We start from the raw sequence: 19440 nt of genomic DNA, 5'->3' as shown, positions 1-19440 counted from the left end.
CCCTGTGCTGACCCGGAGCCCCGAGCTCCCAGGGTCAATCCCCTCGGACCGATGTCCCCGAGCGGTCCGCCTCCCGCTGAAGGTCTCCCCTTGGCGGCGGCGATCATTCCTTGAGCAGGGTCACTCAAACGAGGGGTGTTGTCGGCAGAAGCCGTATTTTCGAATAGGCATTCGATAGCCTTCGGGTGACACGCCGGGCGGACTGTGCGCTTCAGGGAGGGGGCAGCACACCAGCAGGCACGTCAGGCAGGGCAGGCAGCAGACGGTTCGTGGACTTCGACGGACCCGTTGAGGGGGGTGCCAGGACCAATGGCGCGGCGTATCGACGTGACCGGGGCGGGCGGCGTCCGTCTCGCGGCCTGGGAGTTCGGCGACGCTCCCAAGACCGATCCGGCGAGGGACGCGACGGAACAGGGTGTCCGCGAGAGCGGCGGGACCGCCGGCCGTCCCTTCGGGCGGCGGACCGTCCAGGGTGCCCTCGACCGGACACCCGGGGTGCTCTTACTGCACGGCCTCATGGGCCGCGCCTCCCACTGGGCCTCCACCGCCCGCTGGCTGTCCGAACGCCACCGGGCCGTAGCCCTCGACCAGCGCGGCCACGGCCGCAGCGACAAGCCCCCGCAGGCCTCCTTCACCCGTGAGGCCTACGTCGAGGACGCCGAGGCGGCCCTCGAACAGCTCGGTCTCGGCCCGGCGGTCCTCGTCGGCCACGCCATGGGCGCGCTGACCGCCTGGCAGCTCGCCGCCAAACGCCCGGACCTGGTGTCCGGCGTGATCATCTGCGACATGCGGGCGTCCGCCCTCGGGGCCGCCTCGCAGCGGGAGTGGGCGGACTGGTTCCAGTCCTGGCCCGTCCCCTTCGCCACGCTCGCCGACGTCCGCAAGTGGTTCGGCGAGGACGACCCCTGGGTCGAGCGCCCCAACCCCGCGCGCGGCGAGTTCTACGCCGAGGTGATGGCCGAGTCACCGGACGGCTGGCGGCCGGTCTTCGAGCTCGAGCAGATGCTGAAGTCCCGGGAGACCTGGGTCTTCGACGCGCACTGGGAGGAGCTGGCCCAGGTGCGGTGCCCCGCCCTGGTGGTGCGCGGACTCGACGGGGAGCTCGGGCGCGCGGAGGCCCAGGAGATGGTGCGGGTCCTGCCCCGCGGGGAGTACGCCGAGGTCGCCGACGCGAGCCATCTGGTGCACTACGACCAGCCGGAGGCCTGGCGAGCGGCGATCGAGCCGTTCATCGACGGACTCACGCCCTGACGTTCCGCTCTCGACCCTGCGTCACCCTCCGGTCCCGGCCCTGTGGCGCCCCCGGCCCCCTCCGGCGCCCCCCGGCCCCGGCCCTGCGGCGCCTTCCGGCCCTGTGGCGCGCCCCCGGTCCTCCGGCCCCGGCCCTGCGGCGCTCTCCGGCCCTGCGACGCCCCCCGGCCCCCTCCGGCCCCGGTCCTCCGGCACCCCCCGGCCCTGCGGCACCCTCCGGCCCTGCGGCACCCTCCGGCCCCGGCCCTCCGGCACCCTCCGGCCCCCGTCCTCCGGCACCCCCCGACCCCGGCCCTGCGGCACGCCCCCCGACCCCCTCCGGCGCCCCCGTCAGCCCCTGCTCACCGCCGCCAGGATCTCCGGCAGCCGCGCGGCCGTACGGGGTGCCGCCAGCCGTAGTCCCACCAGCGTGATCGCCGCGCCGTAGGCCGCCCCCACCGGCAACAGCAGCCAGGCCCACGCGTCCCCGCCCGCGCTGACGTTGACCCAGATCGCCAGCGCGATGACGGGCGCGCACAGCAGGGCCGCGCCGACCATGCCGCCGAGGATCGAGATCCAGGCGAGTCCGCTCTGCCCGGGCGCCACGTTCTTGTAGCCCTCCTGCGGAATGGAGTATGGGAAGCGGGCGGACGTCCACGCACCCGTCGCCAGCATCGCGCCGAGCAGCGCGAAGGACAGCCCGAGCGCCTCGGGCAGCCGCTCCCAGTCGCCGAGCAACGCCGTGGTCAGGACGGTCACGGACACCGCGTACGGCAGGGTGATCGCCAGCAGCGCCAGGGCGCGGCCGCGCAGCTCGACGTAGGCGTCCCGGGGCGAGGAGATGGTCAGCGCGACCATCCAGAACGCGGAGGTGTCCTGCCCGAACTGGTTGTACATCTGGATGCCGAGCATCCCCGCGGCGAAGCAGGCGAAGTAGATCGAGCCGGTGCCCTGGAGCGCGTTGAACACGGGCACGATCAGCCCGATCGCCAGCGAGGTCACCCACGCGGCCTTGGTCTTGGGATCGCGCCAGACGTAGCGCAGACTCCGCTCCACCACCGTCCCGGTACGCCCGGCGGGCAGCAGCCGTCCGAGCCCGGTCGACGTCCGCTCCCGGGCGCGGGAGTCGCCGGCGGCCTGGAGGGTCGAGCCGTCGGGCGCGGTCATCAACTGGGTCAGATGCCGGGCCCATACGGCGATCAGCGCCGCCAGCGCCCCCGCGCTCAACGCGAGTTGGACGACCGCGACACCGTAGGAGCCCTCGCTCACCGACCGCACCGCCCCGATCGCGGACGCCGGCGGCACCCACCTCAGCACGCCCGCCGCCGGGTCGAGCTCCCCCAGACCGCTCGAACCCAGCCGCTGCGCGCCGAAGTTGACCAGCTGCGCCCCGACCGCGATCACCAGCCCGCTCAGCACCGCCAGATCGCGGCCCTTGCGGCTGGTCAGCAGCCGGATGTTGGCGGCGGCCACGGCCCGCGCGAGCGCCACGCACACCAGCAGCGCGAGGACGACGGCGACACCGCCGACGGCGAACGCCGCCCCGCCGTGCGCCACCGCGATCACGGAGCCGACCAGCAGGCACAGCGTGAACAGCGGCCCGATCCCGACCAGCGAGGCCACCAGCAGCGCCCGCACCAGCGGCCGGGGCCGCAGCGGCAGCATCACCAGCCGCGTCGGGTCGAGCGTCTCGTCCCCGCCGGGGAAGAACAGCGGCATCACCGCCCACCCCAGCGCCAGCACCGCCACCAGCGGCACGACGACGGACCCGGCGTGCTCGTCACCGCGCAGCGCGATCAGCCCGAGCAGCTGGAGCGCGGCGAACAGCAGCGTGACCACGGCCGACGCGACATACGCGGCCCGCCGCCCACCGGACTGCCGCAGGCCGTTCCTGAGCAGCGACAGCTTCAGCCGTACGACGACGGCGGTGACCTCGGCGCTCATCGCGGGGCCCCGCCGCCCAGCCAGTCCAGGTCCGACCCGGCGTCGCGCCCGCCGGCCCCGACGAGTTCCAGGAAGGCCTGCTGGAGCGAGGGAGCCGCGCCGCGGACCTCGGCGAGGGGGCCGTGCGCCCGGATGCGCCCGGCGGCCAGCACGGCCACCCAGTCGCACAGCGACTCGACGAGCTCCATGACGTGGGAGGAGAAGACGACGGTGGCGCCGGAGGCGGTGTACCGCTCCAGCACCCCCCGGATGGTCTGCGCGGAGACGGGGTCGACGCCCTCGAACGGCTCGTCGAGGAAGAGCACTTCGGGATTGTGCAGGAGGGCCGCCGCGAGCCCGATCTTCTTCCGCATCCCGGTCGAGTAGTCGACGACCAGCTTGTGCTGCGCGCCCGCCAGGTCGAGGACGTCGAGCAGCTGGCCGGCGCGTTTGTCGACCTCCGCCGCGGGCAGCCCCCGCAACCGCCCGGAGTAGACGAGCAGTTCCCGCCCGGACAGCCGCTCGAACAGGCGCAGCCCCTCCGGGAGGACACCGATCCGCGCCTTCACCTCGACGGGATCCCGCCAGACGTCGTGCCCGACGACCTCGACGACTCCCTGATCGGGCCGCAACAACCCGGTGATCATGGAGAGGGTGGTGGTCTTCCCGGCCCCGTTGGGACCGACGAGCCCGATGAACTTCCCGGCGGGCAACTCCAGATCGATCCCGGCCACGGCGACTTGCTGCCCGAACCGCTTCCAGAGCCCGCGAACACTTACGGCCGACGTCATGGAAGCCAACCTAAGGGGCGGGAACGCTCAGCGGTCCCGTCCGCAGGCATAGGCGAGCGGCGAGATCAACTCCTCCGCGTCCGGCAGCCACCTGTTGGCGGGCGTGGGCCGGCAGGCCCACTGAACCGCTCCCCGCGACCCGTACCGGGTGGGCGGCGCCGCCACGAACGCCCCCTCGCCGAGCGCCACCAGGTCCAGCGAGGACGGCGCCCAGCCAAGCTTGCGCACCAGCTCCGGCACCTTCACCGAGGCGCCCGGCAGCACGAGGAAGTGCATCCGGCGATCCGGCGACAGGGTCACCGGCCCCAGCGTCAGCTCCATCCGCTCCATCCGCGCGAGCGCCAGGAACCCGGCCGTCTCCGGGACGGAGATCGCGTCGAAGGTCCGCCCCGTCGGCAGCAGGATCGAGGCGAGCGGCTGCTTCGACCACAACCGGCGCGCGACGGTCGCACTGCCCGTGGCCTGCGTCGCCCAGTCCTCACGCGCGGGGTGCGCGCCGGGTGCGGCGCACGCCGCGTCGCCGCAGGAGCAGCGCTGCACCCCGTCGACGGCTTCCAGCCAGGTGCCGGGGAACACGTCCCAGTGGCGCTCCTCGGCGTAGCGCACGGCGGTCTCCAGCAGCGATTCCCCGCGCTGCTTCGGAATCTGAGCGGCTTCGGTGCCCGCGATCGTCTCTTCCACGCTCAACACAACTCCCGCACCCACCTCGGGTTACGGCCCAGGCACTGGCGCCTGCGCGCGCGGGGGAAGCGCATCGATTCCGCAGCTGGGGCGCATGGATGCACGTGTGGGGGCGCGCGGGAGGATCCGTGGATGGAGATGGGTAGCCACAAGCGGGGTGGCTTCCGTCTTTTACCCCGGCAATCCTCGCATTACCGGTATGTCCGCGGGGCATTGATCTCCACGGCCGGATCTTTTCGCTTCAGGGGTTGTTCCCAGGGGGTACACCATGGCCGCAAGGCCTCTCGTCGCACGGCAGCCCAACGAACGGTTGCAGGCGCTCATCCAGGAAGCGGGTTGCTCGAACGCCGGGCTCGCCCGCCGGGTCAACATGTGCGGTGCCGAGCACGGCCTGGACCTGCGCTACGACAAGACGTCCGTGGCGCGTTGGCTGCGCGGACAGCAGCCGCGGGGGCGCGCCCCCGCGATCATCGCGGAGGCGCTGGGCCGCAAACTCGGCCGTACGGTCACGATCGACGAGATCGGCATGGCCAACGGCAAGAACCTCGCCTCGGGCGTGGGCCTGCAGTTCTCGCCGACCGTGCTGGGCGCCATAGAGCAGGTCTGCGAGCTGTGGCGCAGCGACGTGGGGCGCCGGGACTTCCTGTCCGGCTCCTCGGTCGCCGCCTCCGCGCTCGTCGAGCCGAGCCGGGACTGGCTGATCTCCTCACCTGACCCGCAGGTGGCACGTCAGGCGGGCCCGCGCGTGGGGCAGTCCGACGTGGCGGCCGTGAAGGCGATGACCCAGGCGCTCGTCGACCTCGACCACCAGTACGGCAGCGGGCATGTGCGCCCGGTGGTCGTGCACTACCTCAACAGCGTCGTCTCCGGGCTGCTGGCCGGGTCGTACCGGGAGGCCGTCGGACGGGAACTGTTCGCCGCCGTCGCGCGGTTGACGGAGCTCGCCGGGTACATGGCCATCGACACCGGCCAACCGGGCCTCGCGCAGCGGTACTACATCCAGGCGCTGCGGCTGGCACAGGCCGCCGGGGACCGGGGCTACGGCGGGTACGTGCTCGCCGCGTCCATGAGCCATCTCGCCGCGCAGCTCGGAAACCCGCGGGAGATCGCGCAGTTGGCGCGTGCGGCGCAGGAAGGGGCGCGGGGGCGTGTGACGCCGCGCGCGGAGGCGATGTTCCTCGCGGCGGAGGCCCGCGGGCACGCTCTGATGGGCGATGTGCGCGCGGCGCAGTCGGCGTCCGGGCGGGCGGTGAGCGCGCTGGAGGCCGCCGACGCCTCCCGCGGGGACGACCCGGCGTGGATCGCGCACTTCGACGAGGCCTATCTCGCCGACGAGTTGGCGCACTGCCACCGCGACCTGGGGCAGGCGGACGCGGCGGCGCGGCGGGCCCAGGAGTCGCTGGACGGGCTGCCGGAGACCAAGGCGCGGCGCCGGGCCATCGGTTATGTGCTGCTCGCCACCGCGCAGGTGCAGCAGCGGGAGATCGAACAGGCCTGCCACACCGGGCTGAAGGCCGTGGAGCTGCTGGAGACCGTCCGCTCCAACCGGGGCGCCGAGTACCTCGAGGACTTCCAGCAGCGGCTGGAGCCGTTCCGGGACGAGCCGGTGGTAAGGGAGTTCGGGGCGCGGATGGACCTTCAGGCGGCGGCGTGAAACCCCGGGCCGCGAGGGCGTGAACGGGCGGGAAACGCAAGGCTCGTAAGGGAAGGGAGGGTGTACAGAGCGGATGCGGGCCCGGTTTTGTTACCGCGGTCACAGGGACGCCGGTCGGGTCCTGTGCGGCGTGGCACCGGGCTCGGGGGACCCGGTAGCGTGAGCCGACGATTCACAAGGTCCCCCATTAGTAGGAGTCCCGGTGACGCAGAGTGGACAGGGCGAGGAGCCCTCGCCGCGCGTGGCGCGCGAAGGCATCGTGCTGCCCTCCGACGGCGGCGAACCGCTGCTGCCGGGCCAGACGGGCGGACCCGGCGGCCACCCGTCCGCCCCGCACACTCCGACTCCCGCCGCGCCGCCCCCGTCGGCCCCGCCCGGCGGCCAGGTCTGGGGCTCCCCCTGGGGGCCCGAAGCACAGTCGGCCACCCCGCAGCAGGGCGAGGGCTGGGACGCGTCGCAGGGCGGGCGGTGGGGCACGCCGGACCCGTACCAGGCGCAGGAGCAGGCCCAGGCCCAGGCCCAGGCCCAGGCCCAGGCCCAGGCCCAGGCACAGGCCCAGGCACAGGCGCAGGCCCAGGCCCAGGCGCAGTGGGGTGCCGCCGCGCAGGAGCCGTCGCAGCCCCTGCCGCGGGAGGGCGGCCCGGCCGGCGGCTACGACAGCGACCAGCCGACCTCGTACTACCTGCCCCCGGTGAACCAGAACCCGCCCGCGGGCCCCGACGCGTACGGCACCCCGGGCGCCGGTTACGGCACCTACGGCTCGCCCGCCGGTCAGGACACCGACCAGCCCACCTCGTACTACCTCCCGCCGGTCGGCCAGAACGCCCCGGCCGCCCCCCAGCCGCCCGCCGGTCCGAGCGGACCCATGCCCGCGGCGCACCCGGACGCGTACGGCTACCCCGCGCCCGGAGCGCCCCTGCCGCCCGCCGACGAGGGCGCCACGCAGTACCTCCCGCCCGTCGCCGCCGCCCCGGACGAGGGCGCGACCCAGTACCTCCCGCCGGTGCCGCCCGGGCCTCTGCCGCCCGAGGCGCCGAGGGGAGGGGGCCCGGAGCAGACGCAGTACCTGGGGCGCCCCCAGGGGCCGGTGTCCGGGCCGGACGCCGAGGCGACGCAGTTCATCCCACCGGTGCCCGGGCAGCACGACGGGGAGCGGCAGCCGCCGGCCGAGTTCGACAACCTCTTCCGCAGCGGTCCGGGCGCGGACAGCCCCGCCGGGGCCACCCAGCAGCTGCCGCGCTTCGAGGCGGGGCCGCCGCCGCGCGCGGGGCGCCCGCAGCCGTCGTACGACCATGACGACGACGGCGGTGGCCGCGGGGGGCGCGGGCGCTCGCGGGTGCCCGTCATCGCCGCCGTCGGGATCGGTATCGCCGCCCTCGGGATCGGTGCGGGCGCCCTGCTCGCCGGGGGCGGGGGCGACGACGGCGACGGGAACAAGCCGGTCGCGGCGAGCGAGCAGACCTCCGAGTCCGCCTCGCCGTCCGCAGACCCCGCCGAGGCGCAGGCCGTCGAGCTGGACAAGCTGCTGGCCGACAGCGGCGACAGCCGGGCCTCGGTGATCAGCGCGGTCGAGGACGTCAAGGCCTGCCGGAACCTCGGCCAGGCGGCCAAGGACCTGCGGGACGCGGCGACCCAGCGCAACGACCTGGTGACCCGGCTGTCCGGCCTGTCCGTCGACAAGTTGCCCGACCACACCCGGCTGACCACCGCCCTCACCAAGGCATGGGAGGCGTCCGCGGCGGCCGACAACCACTACGCGGCCTGGGCCGACCAGACCGCCGGCAAGAAGGGCTGCAAGAAGGGCCAGGCGCGCAGCACCGCCGAGACCCAGGCCGGCAACCAGGCGAGCGGTGAGGCCAGCGCGCAGAAGACCGCGGCGGCCAGGCTGTGGAACGCGATCGCCAAGACGTACGGCCTGACCGAGCGCACCCGCACCCAGCTCTGAGCGCCCCGCCCGGGGGTGGGCCTCAGCCGACGTCGGCGTTCTCCAGGGTCCCGCGCACGTCCGTGAAGCCCTCGCGGGCCGTCACCAGGCGGCCCGCGCGGACGGCCTGGAGGGTCACCTCGGTGTTGAACAGGCGGGGCAGGCCGACGGCAGCGAGCCCGTTGTCGTAGTCCCAGTCGAGCGTCGGCGTCAGACCGCCGGTGTTGACCTTCAGGCCGCCGTCGAGGGCCTTGCGCACCGCGGTCGACGTCACCTCGCCGTCGCCGAGGGACTCCACGGCGGCCCTGAAGACGGTGTACGCGAGCCAGGTGGTCTGCACACCGGCGTCCGCGGGGTCGATGCGGTTGTCGTCGAAGGCCTGCTCCTTGATGACATTCTTCATCGCGTCCCAGCGCGGGTCCGTCGCGACCGGGTACCAGCCGGCGACGTACGAGCCCTCGTACGGCCCCGACGCGCCGCCGGTGGCGTTGACGACCGTCTGGTCGACGCTGCCGAGGACGGTGGCGGTGCGCACGTCGGGATAGTCCTCGCGGGCGCGCCGGAAGGAGTCCATGAAGGTGCTGGTGCGGTCCCCGAGGGCGGGCACCACACAGCCCTTCTTCCCCGGGTCGCCGGTGGTGCGGTCGAGGGCGCGCTCGGACTGGGCGCCGTACTCGGTGGCGTCCTCGGCGGCCAGCTGGTCGGCGGCGGCGGGGTGCGCGGCGGCCTTGAGCCCGGAGTCGAGCATGACGTGCAGCTCGTCCCCGGCGATGCTGTCGGGGCGGACCAGGGCCACCGGTCCGCAGTCGGCGCCGAGCTCCTTGCCGAGGCCGGCGAGCAGGCTGGGCTGGCCGCCGTTGACGTGGTAGGACAGCGGGCTGTCGAACTCGGCGTTGGTGATGCCGTAGCCGCCTATGTAGGGAATGTCGGCGCTCTCCAGCGTGGAGAAGAACGTGTCGCCGAACTGGCTGTAGGAGCCGACCACCGCGACGACCTCCTCGTCGGCGGCGCGCTGGGCGCACCGGGCGGCGGTGATGGTGTCGTTGCGGTCGTTGCAGACGAGGACGGTGAGCTTGCGGCCGTTGATGCCGCCGTGCGCGTTGACCCAGCGGGCGTAGGCCTGTGCCATGGCGGGCATGCCGGGCTTGTTGGTGGCGTCGGTGTTCATCGAGGCCCAGGTCATGACCTTGATCGGGTCATCCCCGGAGCCCCCCGTGGGACCGGGGATGACCCCGCAACCGGCGGTGAGCGACGCACACACGGCCAGTGCCCCCGCCGCGAGGGTGGTGGCTCTGACGGGCCGGTGGAGCGTGAGGAGGAAGGTGCTGCGGATGCGTCGCCTGCCGGTCATGGGCACACACGCTTCCGTCACATGGCCAACCCGCGAGTGACTCAGGGTCAATGAACGGTGACACGCAGGTGAATTGCGGGGGCCAGTGAGACCGGTGTGCGAGGGAACGTACGATCGATGACCGTGCAAGGTTCGGAGAACTCTTTCCGTCGCGGCCGTCGCTCCTCCACCATGGGCGGCATGCCACTGAACGACATGCCGTGGTGGCGCTGGCGCAGCAATGTGCGCTCCGCGCTGCACATGCTCTCCGACCCCGGGTTCCAGCGGGACGTCTGGCTCGCCGGTGTCGAGGGGTACGGGGACGTCACCGACGCCGTGTACCGCCTCGTCGAGGACACCTGGCTGGACAACTGGTCCGCCGAGAAATACGTCGGCACGATCTTCCGGGACTCCCAGGAGGCGGCCCTCGTCGACACCGCCGTCCTCAGGGTGCTGCGGATCATGCACCAGGTCGGTCCTGACGCCCCCGTCTCCGTGTACATGGAGAACCCGGGTTGGCCGGACGCGGTGCGGGCGGCGCGGGACGCGCATGTGCGGATGGCGACGGCCGACGGCGACGACCCCGAGGCGGCGCCGCGCTCGCTCCAGCTGCTCCAGATCATGACCCGGTCCGCGTGACGGACGGCGTCCCTGCCGCCCGGGTGGATATGGGACCCTGTCCTGCATGAACGCGCAGTCCACCCCCGCCGAGCAGTACGTCCTCACCCTGTCCTGCCCCGACAAGCAGGGCATCGTGCACGCCGTGTCGAGCTACCTCTTCATGACCGGCTGCAACATCGAGGACAGTCAGCAGTTCGGCGATCACGACACGGGTCTGTTCTTCATGCGCGTCCATTTCTCGGCCGAGGAGCCGGTGACCGTGGACAAGCTGCGGGCCTCCTTCGCGGCGATCGGTGACGCGTTCCACATGGACTGGCAGATCCACCGGGCCGAGGACCGGATGCGGGTCGTGCTGATGGTCAGCAAGTTCGGGCACTGCCTCAACGACCTGCTCTTCCGGGCCCGGATCGGCGCGCTGCCGGTGGAGATCGCGGCCGTGGTCTCCAACCACACCGACTTCGCCGAGCTCGTGGGCTCCTACGACATCCCCTTCCACCACATCCCGGTGACGAAGGAGAACAAGGCGGAGGCCGAGGCGCGGCTGCTGGAGCTGGTGCGCGAGGAGGGCGTCGAACTCGTCGTCCTCGCCCGGTACATGCAGGTCCTCTCCGACGACCTGTGCAAGCAGCTCAGCGGGCGGATCATCAACATCCACCACTCGTTCCTGCCGAGCTTCAAGGGCGCCAAGCCGTATCACCAGGCGCACGCGCGGGGCGTGAAGCTGATCGGGGCGACGGCGCACTATGTCACCGCCGACCTCGACGAGGGGCCGATCATCGAGCAGGAGGTCGAGCGGGTCGGACACGACGTGACGCCGGACCAGCTGGTCGCGATCGGGCGGGACGTGGAGTGCCAGGCCCTGGCGCGGGCCGTGAAGTGGCACGCGGAGCGGCGGATCCTGCTGAACGGGCGCCGGACGGTCGTGTTCGCCTAGGAGCTCGGGGCCAGGTGTCGTCGGGCGGCTGCGGGTTGGTTGTGGCTGGTCGCGCAGTTCCCCGCGCCCCTAAAGGTGCGTCCAGTGAACCGGCCTTTTTCCAGGGGCGCGGGGAACTGCGCGAACAACCCCCACTCGCCCGCAGCCGCCGACGATGGCGCAACCCGCCCCTAGATCCGGCTCAGGGACGCGACCGTGAACAGGACGTCCCTGATCGCCTCACGGTCGCCCACCTGTCCCGCCGCCGCGTCCGCCGGAGGCACATGGCCGGCGGCCAGCTGACAGAACTCCACGCCGTCCAGGGCCACATGCGCGACCTCGTGCTCCGCGGAGCCCACCGCCGCCGGGGAGTCCAGGGGGATCAGCCACTCGCCGCCGCCCAGGCCCTCGATCTCCAGCCGCAGACTGCGCCCCGGCTCGCCGGCGACGCTGAGGTGACGACCGTGGCCGGGTGCGGCCAGCCCGTTCTGCCGGCGTAGGGCCAGGGCCGCGGGGAGCATGCGGGCGGCGAGGTCGATCATGCGGTTGAGGTGGCGGGGGGACGGCGGGGCGTACGGGTAGTCGACCGCCTCGGCGATGTCGTCCGCGTGGACCCAGCACTCGAAGGCGCGGTCCAGCATGGCGTCGCGCAGGGGGAGTTCGAAGTCGCCGTACGACACCGGGAGCGTGCCGGCGCCGCCGCCGGTGAAGGAGACCGTGCGGACCAGGTCGTGGCTCTGTTCGCGCCAGGGGGCCCGGACCGAGCGGGTCGGCGGGAAGTGCGAGCCGCGCCAGAACGCCTCGGTGCGCCCCGCCGGGGTCGGCGCGTTCGCGGGGGCCTCACCGAGGGGGTCGTCCAGGCCCAGGGCGAGGGCGATGAGGCCGTCGACCGAGAGCAGGTGCGCGATGACACCGGCGACCGTCGTACGACGGCTCGTCGCCTCGTCGGCCTCGAACCAGCGCAACCGCACGGGCGCGTGCCACTCGGCGTCGCCCATGTCCCGCAGCAGCGCGTCCAGGCGGGCGGTCTCGGCGTCGTACGGCCTCGCCCACTCCGGCACCGGGATGCGCGGCGGGCGGCGGTCCAGGCAGCTCTCCAGCACGCGGGTGCGCAGACCCGGGTCCAGGTCCAGGCTCTCCGGCGGGTGCAGGAGGCCGACCGCGCCCCGCAGCCGCAGCGCCTCGTCCGCGCAGGAGCCGCAGTCACCGAGGTGCTCCTCGACGGCCGCGGTCTCCTCCGGGGAGCAGGCGGCGAGGGCCCAGGCACCGAGCAGCGACTTCAGGACGGGGTGCTCCAGGACGAGGGGGGCGGGCGGCGGGGTCTCCAGCGGGGGCAGGGGGTGGCCGGTGTCCTCGACGGAGGCGCGGGGGCACGGTATGCGGGGCGGCTCGTCCGGGTGGTCGCGGCGGTCGGGGACGGGGGCGTCGGCGGGGCCGCCGGGGGTGCCGACGGGGTCGCCGGTGTGCCGCGGGTCGCCCTGCTCGGGCGCGGCGCCGGAGGACCCGTCCTCCTGGCTCTGACCTTCTTGGCCCTCCTTGCCCTCGCTGCCCTCGTGTTCGTCGTTCGCCTCGAAGCGGTTCGCCTCGTTCACGCGGCACCTCCGTAGCCGGGTGGTGCTCCGGGGGCGGCGCCGGCGTCGTGGGCCGTGGCGAGGAGCTGGAGTCCGAGGCGGAGGCGGCGGCGGGCCTCGTCCTCGGTGACGCCGAGGTCGGCGGCGGTCTGGCGGTAGTCGCGGCGCTGGAAGTAGGCCAGCTCCAGGGCGGCGCGCAGCGGGGACGGCATGGACTGCACGATGTAGTCGGCGCGGGCGGCGACGGAGGCGCGGCGGACCTTGCGCTCCAGCTCCTCCGGGCAGCCGCGGCCCGCCTGCTCCAGGGCGGCGGTCTCGGTGGCGCGCAGGCGCTGCACGGCGAGACGGTGGGTCAGGCCGGCGACCCAGGAGCGCAGGGGGCCCTGCCGGGGGTCGTAGGAGTCGGGATGCTGCCAGACGTGGGCGAAGACCTCGCGGGTGATGCCGTCGGCGGCGCGCTCGTCGCCGAGGACGCGGTGGGCGAGGCCGTGCACGAGTGAGGCGAAGCGGTCGTAGAGCTCGCCGAGGGCCGCCGCCTCACCGCGTGCGAGCCGCTGCTGCATCTTGCGGTCCCAGCGGGGCGGTGCGTCCTTCTTCGCCATGTGGCCCCCTCAACCCTGTTCGCGTGTGCTCGTCAAGCCTGAGCCCACCGTCTCCTCGAATGTAGTCGGCACCTCCGACAGCGCACGCCCCTTTGTCGCATTGTGCGCCCCCAGGGGAGCCGACGGTGATAGTGGACATCGCCTCCCCTCCACTGTGCTCCCCTCCTCGATCGAACAGGATCGAAGGAGACTAAAACAAGCCTCTTCCGATCAGTTCCCGTTTCCTGTGGCGCGTTTCGGGGCACCGCCGCTGGGCAGCCACGCTGCAAGGAAACGTAGGAACGCCTTCCGTTCGTTGGTCGTTCCGGCAAGTCCCGGCGAGGGAAAGGCGTGGTGGTGGCGTTCAACGTGACCGAATGCGAGCACGGCGACTGGACCGTGCTGCGGGTGTCCGGAGAACTGGACCTGGTGACCTCGCCGGTGCTGCGTCAGCGGGTGCACGACGTGGTGGCCGACGGGCGCCACGGCCTCGTCCTGGACCTGTCCGAGGTCTTCTTCTGCGACTCCAGCGGGGTCGGCGTCCTGATAGCCGTCCGCCGTCTCATCCGCTCCTGCCAGGGCCGGCTGCGCCTGATCCTCCCGGCCGAGGGCGCGGTGGAGGGCTCCCACGTCAACCGGGTGCTGGGCGCGCTGGGCGTACGACGGCTGTTCGACGTCCACGCGGACGTGGACGCGGCGGTCTCGGAGGACGCGGACCCGCTGCCGGCGTGAGGGGCTGTGGACCACATCACCGCTCTGCCACACCGTTGTCCCGAAATTCCCCCGGTCCCGGCACAACCGTCGCTTTCCCGCTCCCCGCCCGGGCCCGGCGTCGTACGCTCCGATCCAGATGCACCCCACGTGATGTAAGGCGGCCCGAGAAGACATGGTCAGCAGCGAGTACGAGCGCAGGATCGCCGGCCGGTTCGCCACCTTCGACCAGGACGGCAACGGCTATATCGACCGGGAGGACTTCAACGTGGCGGCCAAGGCGCTGCTCGCGGAGTTCGGTACGGCGGCGCGGTCCGACAAGGGGCAGGCCCTGTACATCGGCGCGGAGGCGTTCTGGCAGGGCATGGCGGGGATGGCGGACCGGGACGGGGACCAGCGGATCACCCGGGGCGAGTTCGTCGACGGCGCCCTGAAGCGGCTGCGTGACAACCCCGAGCGGTTCGCCGAGATCGCCCGGCCCTTCCTGCACGCGGCCCTCGCCGTCGCCGACCCGGACGGGGACGGGACGGCCACCGTCGAGGACACCGCGCGCGTGCTGAGGATCCTCGGCGTGGCACCGGACGTCGCCGGCTCCGCCGCCGGCGCGCTCGACGCCGACGGGGACGGCCGGATCGGCGAGGAGGAGGTCGTCGCCGCCTTCGCCCGCTACTTCACCGTCCCCGAGTAGCGCTCGCGCAGCTTGTACTTGAGCACCTTCCGGAGGGTCTCGTTGCGCGGAAGGGCGTCCACGACCTCCAGCTGCTCGGGCAGTTTGTGCACGGACAGTCCTTCCGCGCGCAGGTACGCCACCAGCGCCTCCAGGGTCAGCTCCGGGGCGCCGCGCGGCTGTTCCACCACCGCGCACACCCGCTCGCCGCGTTCCGCGTCCGGCAGGCCTATCACCGCCACGTCCCCGATCGCCGGGTGCGCGGCCAGCAGGTCCTCGATCTCCTTCGCCGAGATGTTCTCGCCCTTGCGGATGATCACGTCCTTGCGGCGGCCGGTGAGGACGAGGTGCCCGGAGTCCGTCAGGTGTCCGAGGTCCCCCGTGCGCAGGAACCCCTGCTCGTCGAAGGCCTCCGCGGTCTGTCCCGCGTCCAGGTACCCCTGGCACACGGCCTCCCCGCGCAGCCGCACCTCCCCGTCCACGATCCGTATCTCCATCCCCTGCGGCGGCCGTCCCTCGGTCGTCGCGAGGTTCTCCACGGTGTCGTCCGGCGAGCCCATGGTGATCATCGGCACCTCGGTCATGCCGTAGCCGTGGGTGAGCTGCACCCCCATCTCCCGTACGACGGCGTGGTACACCTCCGGCGGCTTGGGCGCGCCGCCGCCGGCCAGCAGGCGCAGGGTGGGTATCACCTTCTCCCGCGGCCGCTTGCGCTGCTCCGCCAGGAACATCGAGTAGAACGCCGTGGACCCGCCCGCCACCGTCACCCCGTGCCCGCGGTACCCCTCCAGCGCGTCCGGCAGCGCGAAGTGCTCGAACATCACCGCCGGGAAGCCGTAGAGCAGCAGCATGACCGTGTAGTCGGGGCCGGCGATGTGCGCGTAGGGGAAGGCCATCGAGCCCACGTCGTCCGGCGACAGGCGCAGGGCGTGGGCGAGGCAGGCGCCGCCCGCGATGAGGGAGCGGTCCGTGTGCAGGACGCCCTTGGGGTCCGAGGTGGTGCCCGAGGTCCAGTAGATCCAGCGGACCGAGGTGCCGGAGCCGGGTGGGGCGGGGAGCGCGGACGGATCGCCGTCGGGCAGGCGGTCGTACGCCTCGAAGACGCCCTTGGCGCCCAGTCGCCGTGCCATCGCCGTGTGGTCGAAACCCCGCCAGCGGCCGGGTACGGCGAAAAACTCGGCTTTCGACTCCCGTAGCGCGAAGCCGACTTCGCGGTCCCGGTAGAAGGGGATGACCGGCGACTGCACGGCGCCCAGGCGGGCCAGCGCGAACGTCAGCACCGCGGTCTCGATGCGCGTCGGCAGCTGCCAGGCGACGACCGTGCCGGGGCGTACGCCCATGTCGTACAGGCCCGCCGCCACCCGCTCGGCGCGGGCGCGCAGTTCACCGAAGCTCAGGCGGCGGTCGTCCTGGAGGAGGACCGGTCGGTCGGGGGTGAGGTCGGCGCGGCGGGCGAGCAGGTCCCACAGGGTGCGGGCGGAACTCAGGGAGTGCGGGGTCTCGTTCACGGGTGGCCCCCTGCTTGGCTGACGACTCGTCAGGTGACATGCTATCTGACGATCCATCAGATAGTGCCTGTCAGGTGAACACCGTCCGGCGGAGGGGATCATGCCGACCGAACTGCCCCGCATCATCAGCGTCGACGACCATGTGATCGAGCCCGCGCACCTGTTCAAGAGATGGCTGCCCGCCAGGTACCGGGACCGCGGACCGCGGCCGCTCACCGCCGGGATCGGTGAACTGGCCTACGTCGGCGGCAAGTACCAGATCACGATGGACCCCGACGGCCCACCCACCGACTGGTGGATCTACGAGGACCTGAAGTTCCCGTACAAGCGCAACATCGCCGCCGTCGGCTTCGACCGCGACGAGATGACCCTGGAGGGCATCACCCGCGAGGAGATGCGGCGAGGGTGCTGGGATCCCGCCGAGCGCCTGAAGGACATGGACCTCAACCATGTCGAGGGATCACTGTGCTTCCCGACCTTCCCGCGCTTCTGCGGCCAGACCTTCGCCGAGGCGCAGGACAAGGAGGTCGCGCTCGCCTGTGTGCGCGCCTACAACGACTGGATGGTCGAGGAGTGGTGCGGGGACAGCGGCGGGCGGCTCATCCCACTGTGCCTGATCCCCTTGTGGGACGTCGGGCTGGCCGTCGCCGAGATCCGGCGCAACGCCGCGCGGGGCGTGCGGGCGGTGACTTTCTCCGAGATCCCCACCCATCTCGGGCTGCCCTCCATCCACTCCGGCTACTGGGACCCGTTCTTCGCGGTCTGCCAGGAGACGGGGACGGTCGTCAACATGCACATCGGCAGCAGCTCCCAGATGCCGGCCGCCTCCCCCGACGCCCCGCCCGCCGTGCAGGCCGCGCTCAGCTTCAACAACGCCATGGCCTCGATGATGGACTTCCTGTTCAGCGGCGTGCTGGTGAAGTTCCCGCGGCTCAAACTCGCCTACAGCGAGGGCCAGATGGGCTGGATCCCGTACGCCCTGGAACGCGCCGACGACGTGTGGGAGGAGCACCGCGCCTGGGGCGGGGTGCGCGACCTCGTCCCCGAGCCGCCGTCGACGTACTACTACCGGCAGATCTTCTGCTGCTTCTTCCGCGACAAGCACGGGGTGGCCTCCCTGGACGTGGTCGGCCGGGACAACGCCACCTTCGAGACCGACTACCCGCACGTCGACTCGACCTTCCCGCACACCAAGGAGGTCGCCCTCGACCATGTGAAGGGCCTCGACGAGGAGACCGTCTACAAGCTGATGCGGGGCAACGCCATCCGCATGCTCGACCTGGACCTCGACCGCTGATGGACCTGTCGTGCACGCCCGAGGAGGAGGAGTTCCGGGCGGGGTTGAGGCAGTGGCTGGCGGCCGTGCTGCCCACGCTGCCTCCCCGGCCGTCCCCCGACGACTGGCCCGCGCGGCGCGCCCACGACCTCGGCTGGCAGCGGATGCTGTACGACGCCGGGTACGGGCACGTGCACTGGGACGCCTCGCCCACCCTGCGGCTGATCTTCCTGGAGGAGACCGAGAAGGCCGGCGCGCCCTATGTGGGCGCCGGGTTCGTGGGCCTGCTGCACGCCGGGCCCACCATCGCCGCCGAGGGCACCGAGGAGCAGCGGGCCCGCTGGCTGCCGCCGATCCTGCGCGGCGAGGAGGTCTGGTGCCAGGGGTTCAGCGAACCGGACGCCGGGTCCGACCTCGCGGCCTTGCGGACCCGCGCGCGCAGGGACGGCGACGCGTACGTGGTGACCGGGTCCAAGATCTGGACCTCGCACGCCGAGGTCGCCGACTGGTGCGAGCTGCTGGTGCGGACCGACCCGGACGCCCCGAAGCACCGCGGCATCACCTGGCTGGCCATGCCGATGGACGCGCCGGGGATCACCGTACGGCCGCTGCGGACCCTCGCCGGGTCCGCCGAGTTCGCCGAGGTGTTCCTCGACGAGGTGCGGGTGCCGGTCGGCAACCGGGTCGGGGCGGAGAACGACGGCTGGCGGGTGACCATGGTGACGCTGTCCTTCGAGCGCGGCACCGCCTTCGTCGGTGAAGTCGTCGCGTGCCGAAGGGTGTTGCGCGAGATCGCCGCCGAGGCCCGCGAGAACGGGCGGTGGGACGAGCCGGAGGTCAGACGGCGGCTCGGGCGGCTCAACGCCGAGTTCCGGGCGCTGTGGCGGCTCACGCAGTGGAACGTGAGCGAGGCGCAGACGTCCGGCGGCGTGCCCGGGGTCGGGGGCTCCGTCTTCAAACTGGGCTACTCGCACGCCCGGCAGGAGCTGTACGACACCGCGGCCGACGTCCTCGGCCCGGACGCCCTGGACCTCGACCGGCCGTGGGTCCTGGACCGGCTGTCCTCGCTGTCGTACACCATCGCCGCCGGGACCTCCGAGATCCAGCGGAACATCGTGGCCGAGCGGGTTCTGGGGCTGCCGAAAGGGTCCTGACGTGCGTTTTCAACTCACCGAAGAGCAGAAGGCGTTGCGCGGGGGAGTGCGGGAGATGCTGGCCCGGCGCTTCGACGCGCAGGCGCTGCGGACGGCCGTGGCGGCACCCGGCCGGCTGGATCGGGCGCTGTGGCGGGAGCTGGGCGAGGCCGGGTTCTTCGCGCTGCGGCTGCCGGAGGCGCGGGGCGGGGTCGGACTGGGGCTGTGCGAGGCGGTGTTGGCCTTCGAGGAGGCCGGACGGGCGCTGCTGCCGGGCCCGCTGGTGGCCACCCACCTCGCCGCGGGCACGGTACCCGGGGCGGCCGACGGCTCGGTCGTCGTGGCGGCCGTCGACGCCCGTCTCGTGGAGTGGCTGGACGCCGCCGACGTGGTCCGCGGGGACGCCGACGGTGCCGTACCCCTCCGCTCGGTCGACCCGCTGACGCCGCTGCACCGGGCACCCGGGGCCGCGGCGACCGACCCCGTCGCCGTGCTCCTGACCGCCGCCGAGCAGCTCGGTACGGCCACCCGGGTGTGTGAACTGGCGGTGCAACACGCCCGGACACGCGAGCAGTTCGGCAGGCCGATCGGGGCCTTCCAGGCCGTCAAGCACCGCTGCGCACAGCTGCTGGTGCGGGCCGAGGTGGCCCGTGCGGCCGTCTACGCCGCCGCCGTCACCGCGGACCCGGCCGACATCGCCGCGGCCCGGCTGCTCGCCGACGAGGCCGCGGCGCAGGGCGCCCGGGACTGCCTCCAGATCCACGGCGGCATGGGCTTCACCTGGGAGTCCGAGGTGCATCTGCATCTGAAGCGGGCGTGGGTGCGGGCGCGGCGGGGCGGTGGCCGCACGGAGAGTGAGGAGCTGCTCGCGGCCGAGCTGACGGCCTGACAGGCGCCGTACCGGGCCGCCCTCCGAGATCCGTCCC

At 72.9% G+C, this 19440-nt stretch carries 17 protein-coding genes; 10 read left to right on the top strand and 7 right to left on the bottom strand.

The genetic code is table 11. The annotated features are described in order from the left end of the window. Nucleotides 1-309 precede the first annotated feature (309 nt). Nucleotides 310-1251: an alpha/beta fold hydrolase gene (locus ACZ56U_RS17935; RefSeq protein ID WP_469084946.1), complete on the top strand. Its 942-nt coding sequence runs from the start codon at nucleotides 310-312 to the stop codon at nucleotides 1249-1251. A 330-nt stretch (nucleotides 1252-1581) separates the two neighbouring features. Here ACZ56U_RS17935 and ACZ56U_RS17930 read toward each other — a convergent pair whose 3' ends face one another. The 3 genes from ACZ56U_RS17930 to ACZ56U_RS17920 are packed head-to-tail and all read right to left on the bottom strand — an operon-like array spanning nucleotide 1582 to nucleotide 4634. Beyond that, the gene (locus ACZ56U_RS17930; RefSeq protein ID WP_469084945.1) at nucleotides 1582-3174 is read right to left on the bottom strand and encodes a transporter; all 1593 of its coding nucleotides are present in this window, start codon (nucleotides 3172-3174) and stop codon (nucleotides 1582-1584) included. Then, on the bottom strand, nucleotides 3171-3944 hold the full coding sequence (locus ACZ56U_RS17925) for an ABC transporter ATP-binding protein (protein WP_469084944.1): 774 nt from the start codon (nucleotides 3942-3944) through the stop codon (nucleotides 3171-3173). Before ACZ56U_RS17925 ends, ACZ56U_RS17930 begins: the two co-directional genes overlap by 4 nt. 27 nt (nucleotides 3945-3971) lie before the next feature. Further along, the gene (locus tag ACZ56U_RS17920; RefSeq protein ID WP_469084943.1) at nucleotides 3972-4634 is read right to left on the bottom strand and encodes a bifunctional DNA primase/polymerase; all 663 of its coding nucleotides are present in this window, start codon (nucleotides 4632-4634) and stop codon (nucleotides 3972-3974) included. Between the two features lie 259 nt (nucleotides 4635-4893). Between ACZ56U_RS17920 and ACZ56U_RS17915 the strand changes: the two genes are divergently transcribed. Both ACZ56U_RS17915 and ACZ56U_RS17910 read left to right on the top strand, forming a co-directional pair. Then, complete coding sequence (locus ACZ56U_RS17915) at nucleotides 4894-6279, top strand: transcriptional regulator (protein WP_398836605.1); 1386 nt, start codon at nucleotides 4894-4896, stop codon at nucleotides 6277-6279. A 202-nt stretch (nucleotides 6280-6481) separates the two neighbouring features. Beyond that, nucleotides 6482-8224, top strand: a complete 1743-nt coding sequence (locus ACZ56U_RS17910) for a hypothetical protein (RefSeq protein ID WP_469084942.1) — start codon at nucleotides 6482-6484, stop codon at nucleotides 8222-8224. 22 nt (nucleotides 8225-8246) lie between these two features. Here the strand turns inward: ACZ56U_RS17910 and ACZ56U_RS17905 are convergent, their stop codons facing one another. After that, nucleotides 8247-9554, bottom strand: coding sequence for an ABC transporter substrate-binding protein (locus tag ACZ56U_RS17905; RefSeq protein ID WP_469084941.1), 1308 nt, complete (start codon nucleotides 9552-9554; stop codon nucleotides 8247-8249). Nucleotides 9555-9671: 117 nt separating this feature from the next. On the opposite strand from ACZ56U_RS17905, the gene ACZ56U_RS17900 reads away from it, so the two are divergent. Together ACZ56U_RS17900 and purU are read left to right on the top strand one after the other, a co-directional pair. After that, nucleotides 9672-10172, top strand: a complete 501-nt coding sequence (locus ACZ56U_RS17900) for an SCO4402 family protein (protein WP_469084940.1) — start codon at nucleotides 9672-9674, stop codon at nucleotides 10170-10172. 46 nt (nucleotides 10173-10218) lie between these two features. Then, nucleotides 10219-11088 carry a formyltetrahydrofolate deformylase gene (purU, locus tag ACZ56U_RS17895; protein ID WP_469084939.1) on the top strand — a complete coding sequence of 290 codons (870 nt, stop codon included), beginning with the start codon at nucleotides 10219-10221 and terminating at the stop codon, nucleotides 11086-11088. 170 nt (nucleotides 11089-11258) lie between these two features. On the opposite strand, the gene ACZ56U_RS17890 is transcribed toward purU, so the two are convergent. Together ACZ56U_RS17890 and ACZ56U_RS17885 are read right to left on the bottom strand one after the other, a co-directional pair. Further along, a complete protein-coding gene (locus tag ACZ56U_RS17890) occupies nucleotides 11259-12659 on the bottom strand; it encodes a maleylpyruvate isomerase N-terminal domain-containing protein (protein WP_469084938.1) in 1401 nt (466 codons plus the stop codon). Further along, on the bottom strand, nucleotides 12656-13240 hold the full coding sequence (locus ACZ56U_RS17885) for a sigma-70 family RNA polymerase sigma factor (RefSeq protein WP_469084937.1): 585 nt from the start codon (nucleotides 13238-13240) through the stop codon (nucleotides 12656-12658). The genes ACZ56U_RS17890 and ACZ56U_RS17885 overlap by 4 nt, the downstream gene beginning before the upstream one ends. 330 nt (nucleotides 13241-13570) lie before the next feature. On the opposite strand from ACZ56U_RS17885, the gene ACZ56U_RS17880 reads away from it, so the two are divergent. Both ACZ56U_RS17880 and ACZ56U_RS17875 read left to right on the top strand, forming a co-directional pair. Continuing rightward, on the top strand, nucleotides 13571-13951 hold the full coding sequence (locus ACZ56U_RS17880; RefSeq protein WP_469084936.1) for an STAS domain-containing protein: 381 nt from the start codon (nucleotides 13571-13573) through the stop codon (nucleotides 13949-13951). A 154-nt stretch (nucleotides 13952-14105) separates the two neighbouring features. Further along, complete coding sequence (locus ACZ56U_RS17875) at nucleotides 14106-14618, top strand: EF-hand domain-containing protein (RefSeq protein WP_469084935.1); 513 nt, start codon at nucleotides 14106-14108, stop codon at nucleotides 14616-14618. Here ACZ56U_RS17875 and ACZ56U_RS17870 read toward each other — a convergent pair. Beyond that, entirely contained in the window at nucleotides 14597-16105 is a 1509-nt protein-coding gene (locus ACZ56U_RS17870) for a class I adenylate-forming enzyme family protein (protein WP_469084934.1), read from the bottom strand. The two genes, ACZ56U_RS17875 and ACZ56U_RS17870, sit on opposite strands and share 22 nt — an antisense overlap. 100 nt (nucleotides 16106-16205) lie before the next feature. On the opposite strand from ACZ56U_RS17870, the gene ACZ56U_RS17865 reads away from it, so the two are divergent. Genes ACZ56U_RS17865 through ACZ56U_RS17855 form a run of 3 tightly spaced genes read left to right on the top strand, consistent with a single transcriptional unit; the run spans nucleotide 16206 to nucleotide 19403 of the window. Further along, entirely contained in the window at nucleotides 16206-17402 is a 1197-nt protein-coding gene (locus ACZ56U_RS17865) for an amidohydrolase family protein (RefSeq protein WP_469084933.1), read from the top strand. Next, on the top strand, nucleotides 17402-18535 hold the full coding sequence (locus tag ACZ56U_RS17860) for an acyl-CoA dehydrogenase family protein (RefSeq protein WP_469084932.1): 1134 nt from the start codon (nucleotides 17402-17404) through the stop codon (nucleotides 18533-18535). The genes ACZ56U_RS17865 and ACZ56U_RS17860 overlap by 1 nt, the downstream gene beginning before the upstream one ends. Nucleotide 18536: 1 nt before the next feature. After that, entirely contained in the window at nucleotides 18537-19403 is an 867-nt protein-coding gene (locus ACZ56U_RS17855; RefSeq protein WP_469084931.1) for an acyl-CoA dehydrogenase family protein, read from the top strand. Nucleotides 19404-19440: the final 37 nt, after the last annotated feature.

It is taken from the genome of Streptomyces sp. NPDC034103 (genome assembly GCF_055575395.1).
This window is presented reverse-complemented; position numbering and strand designations above follow the sequence as displayed.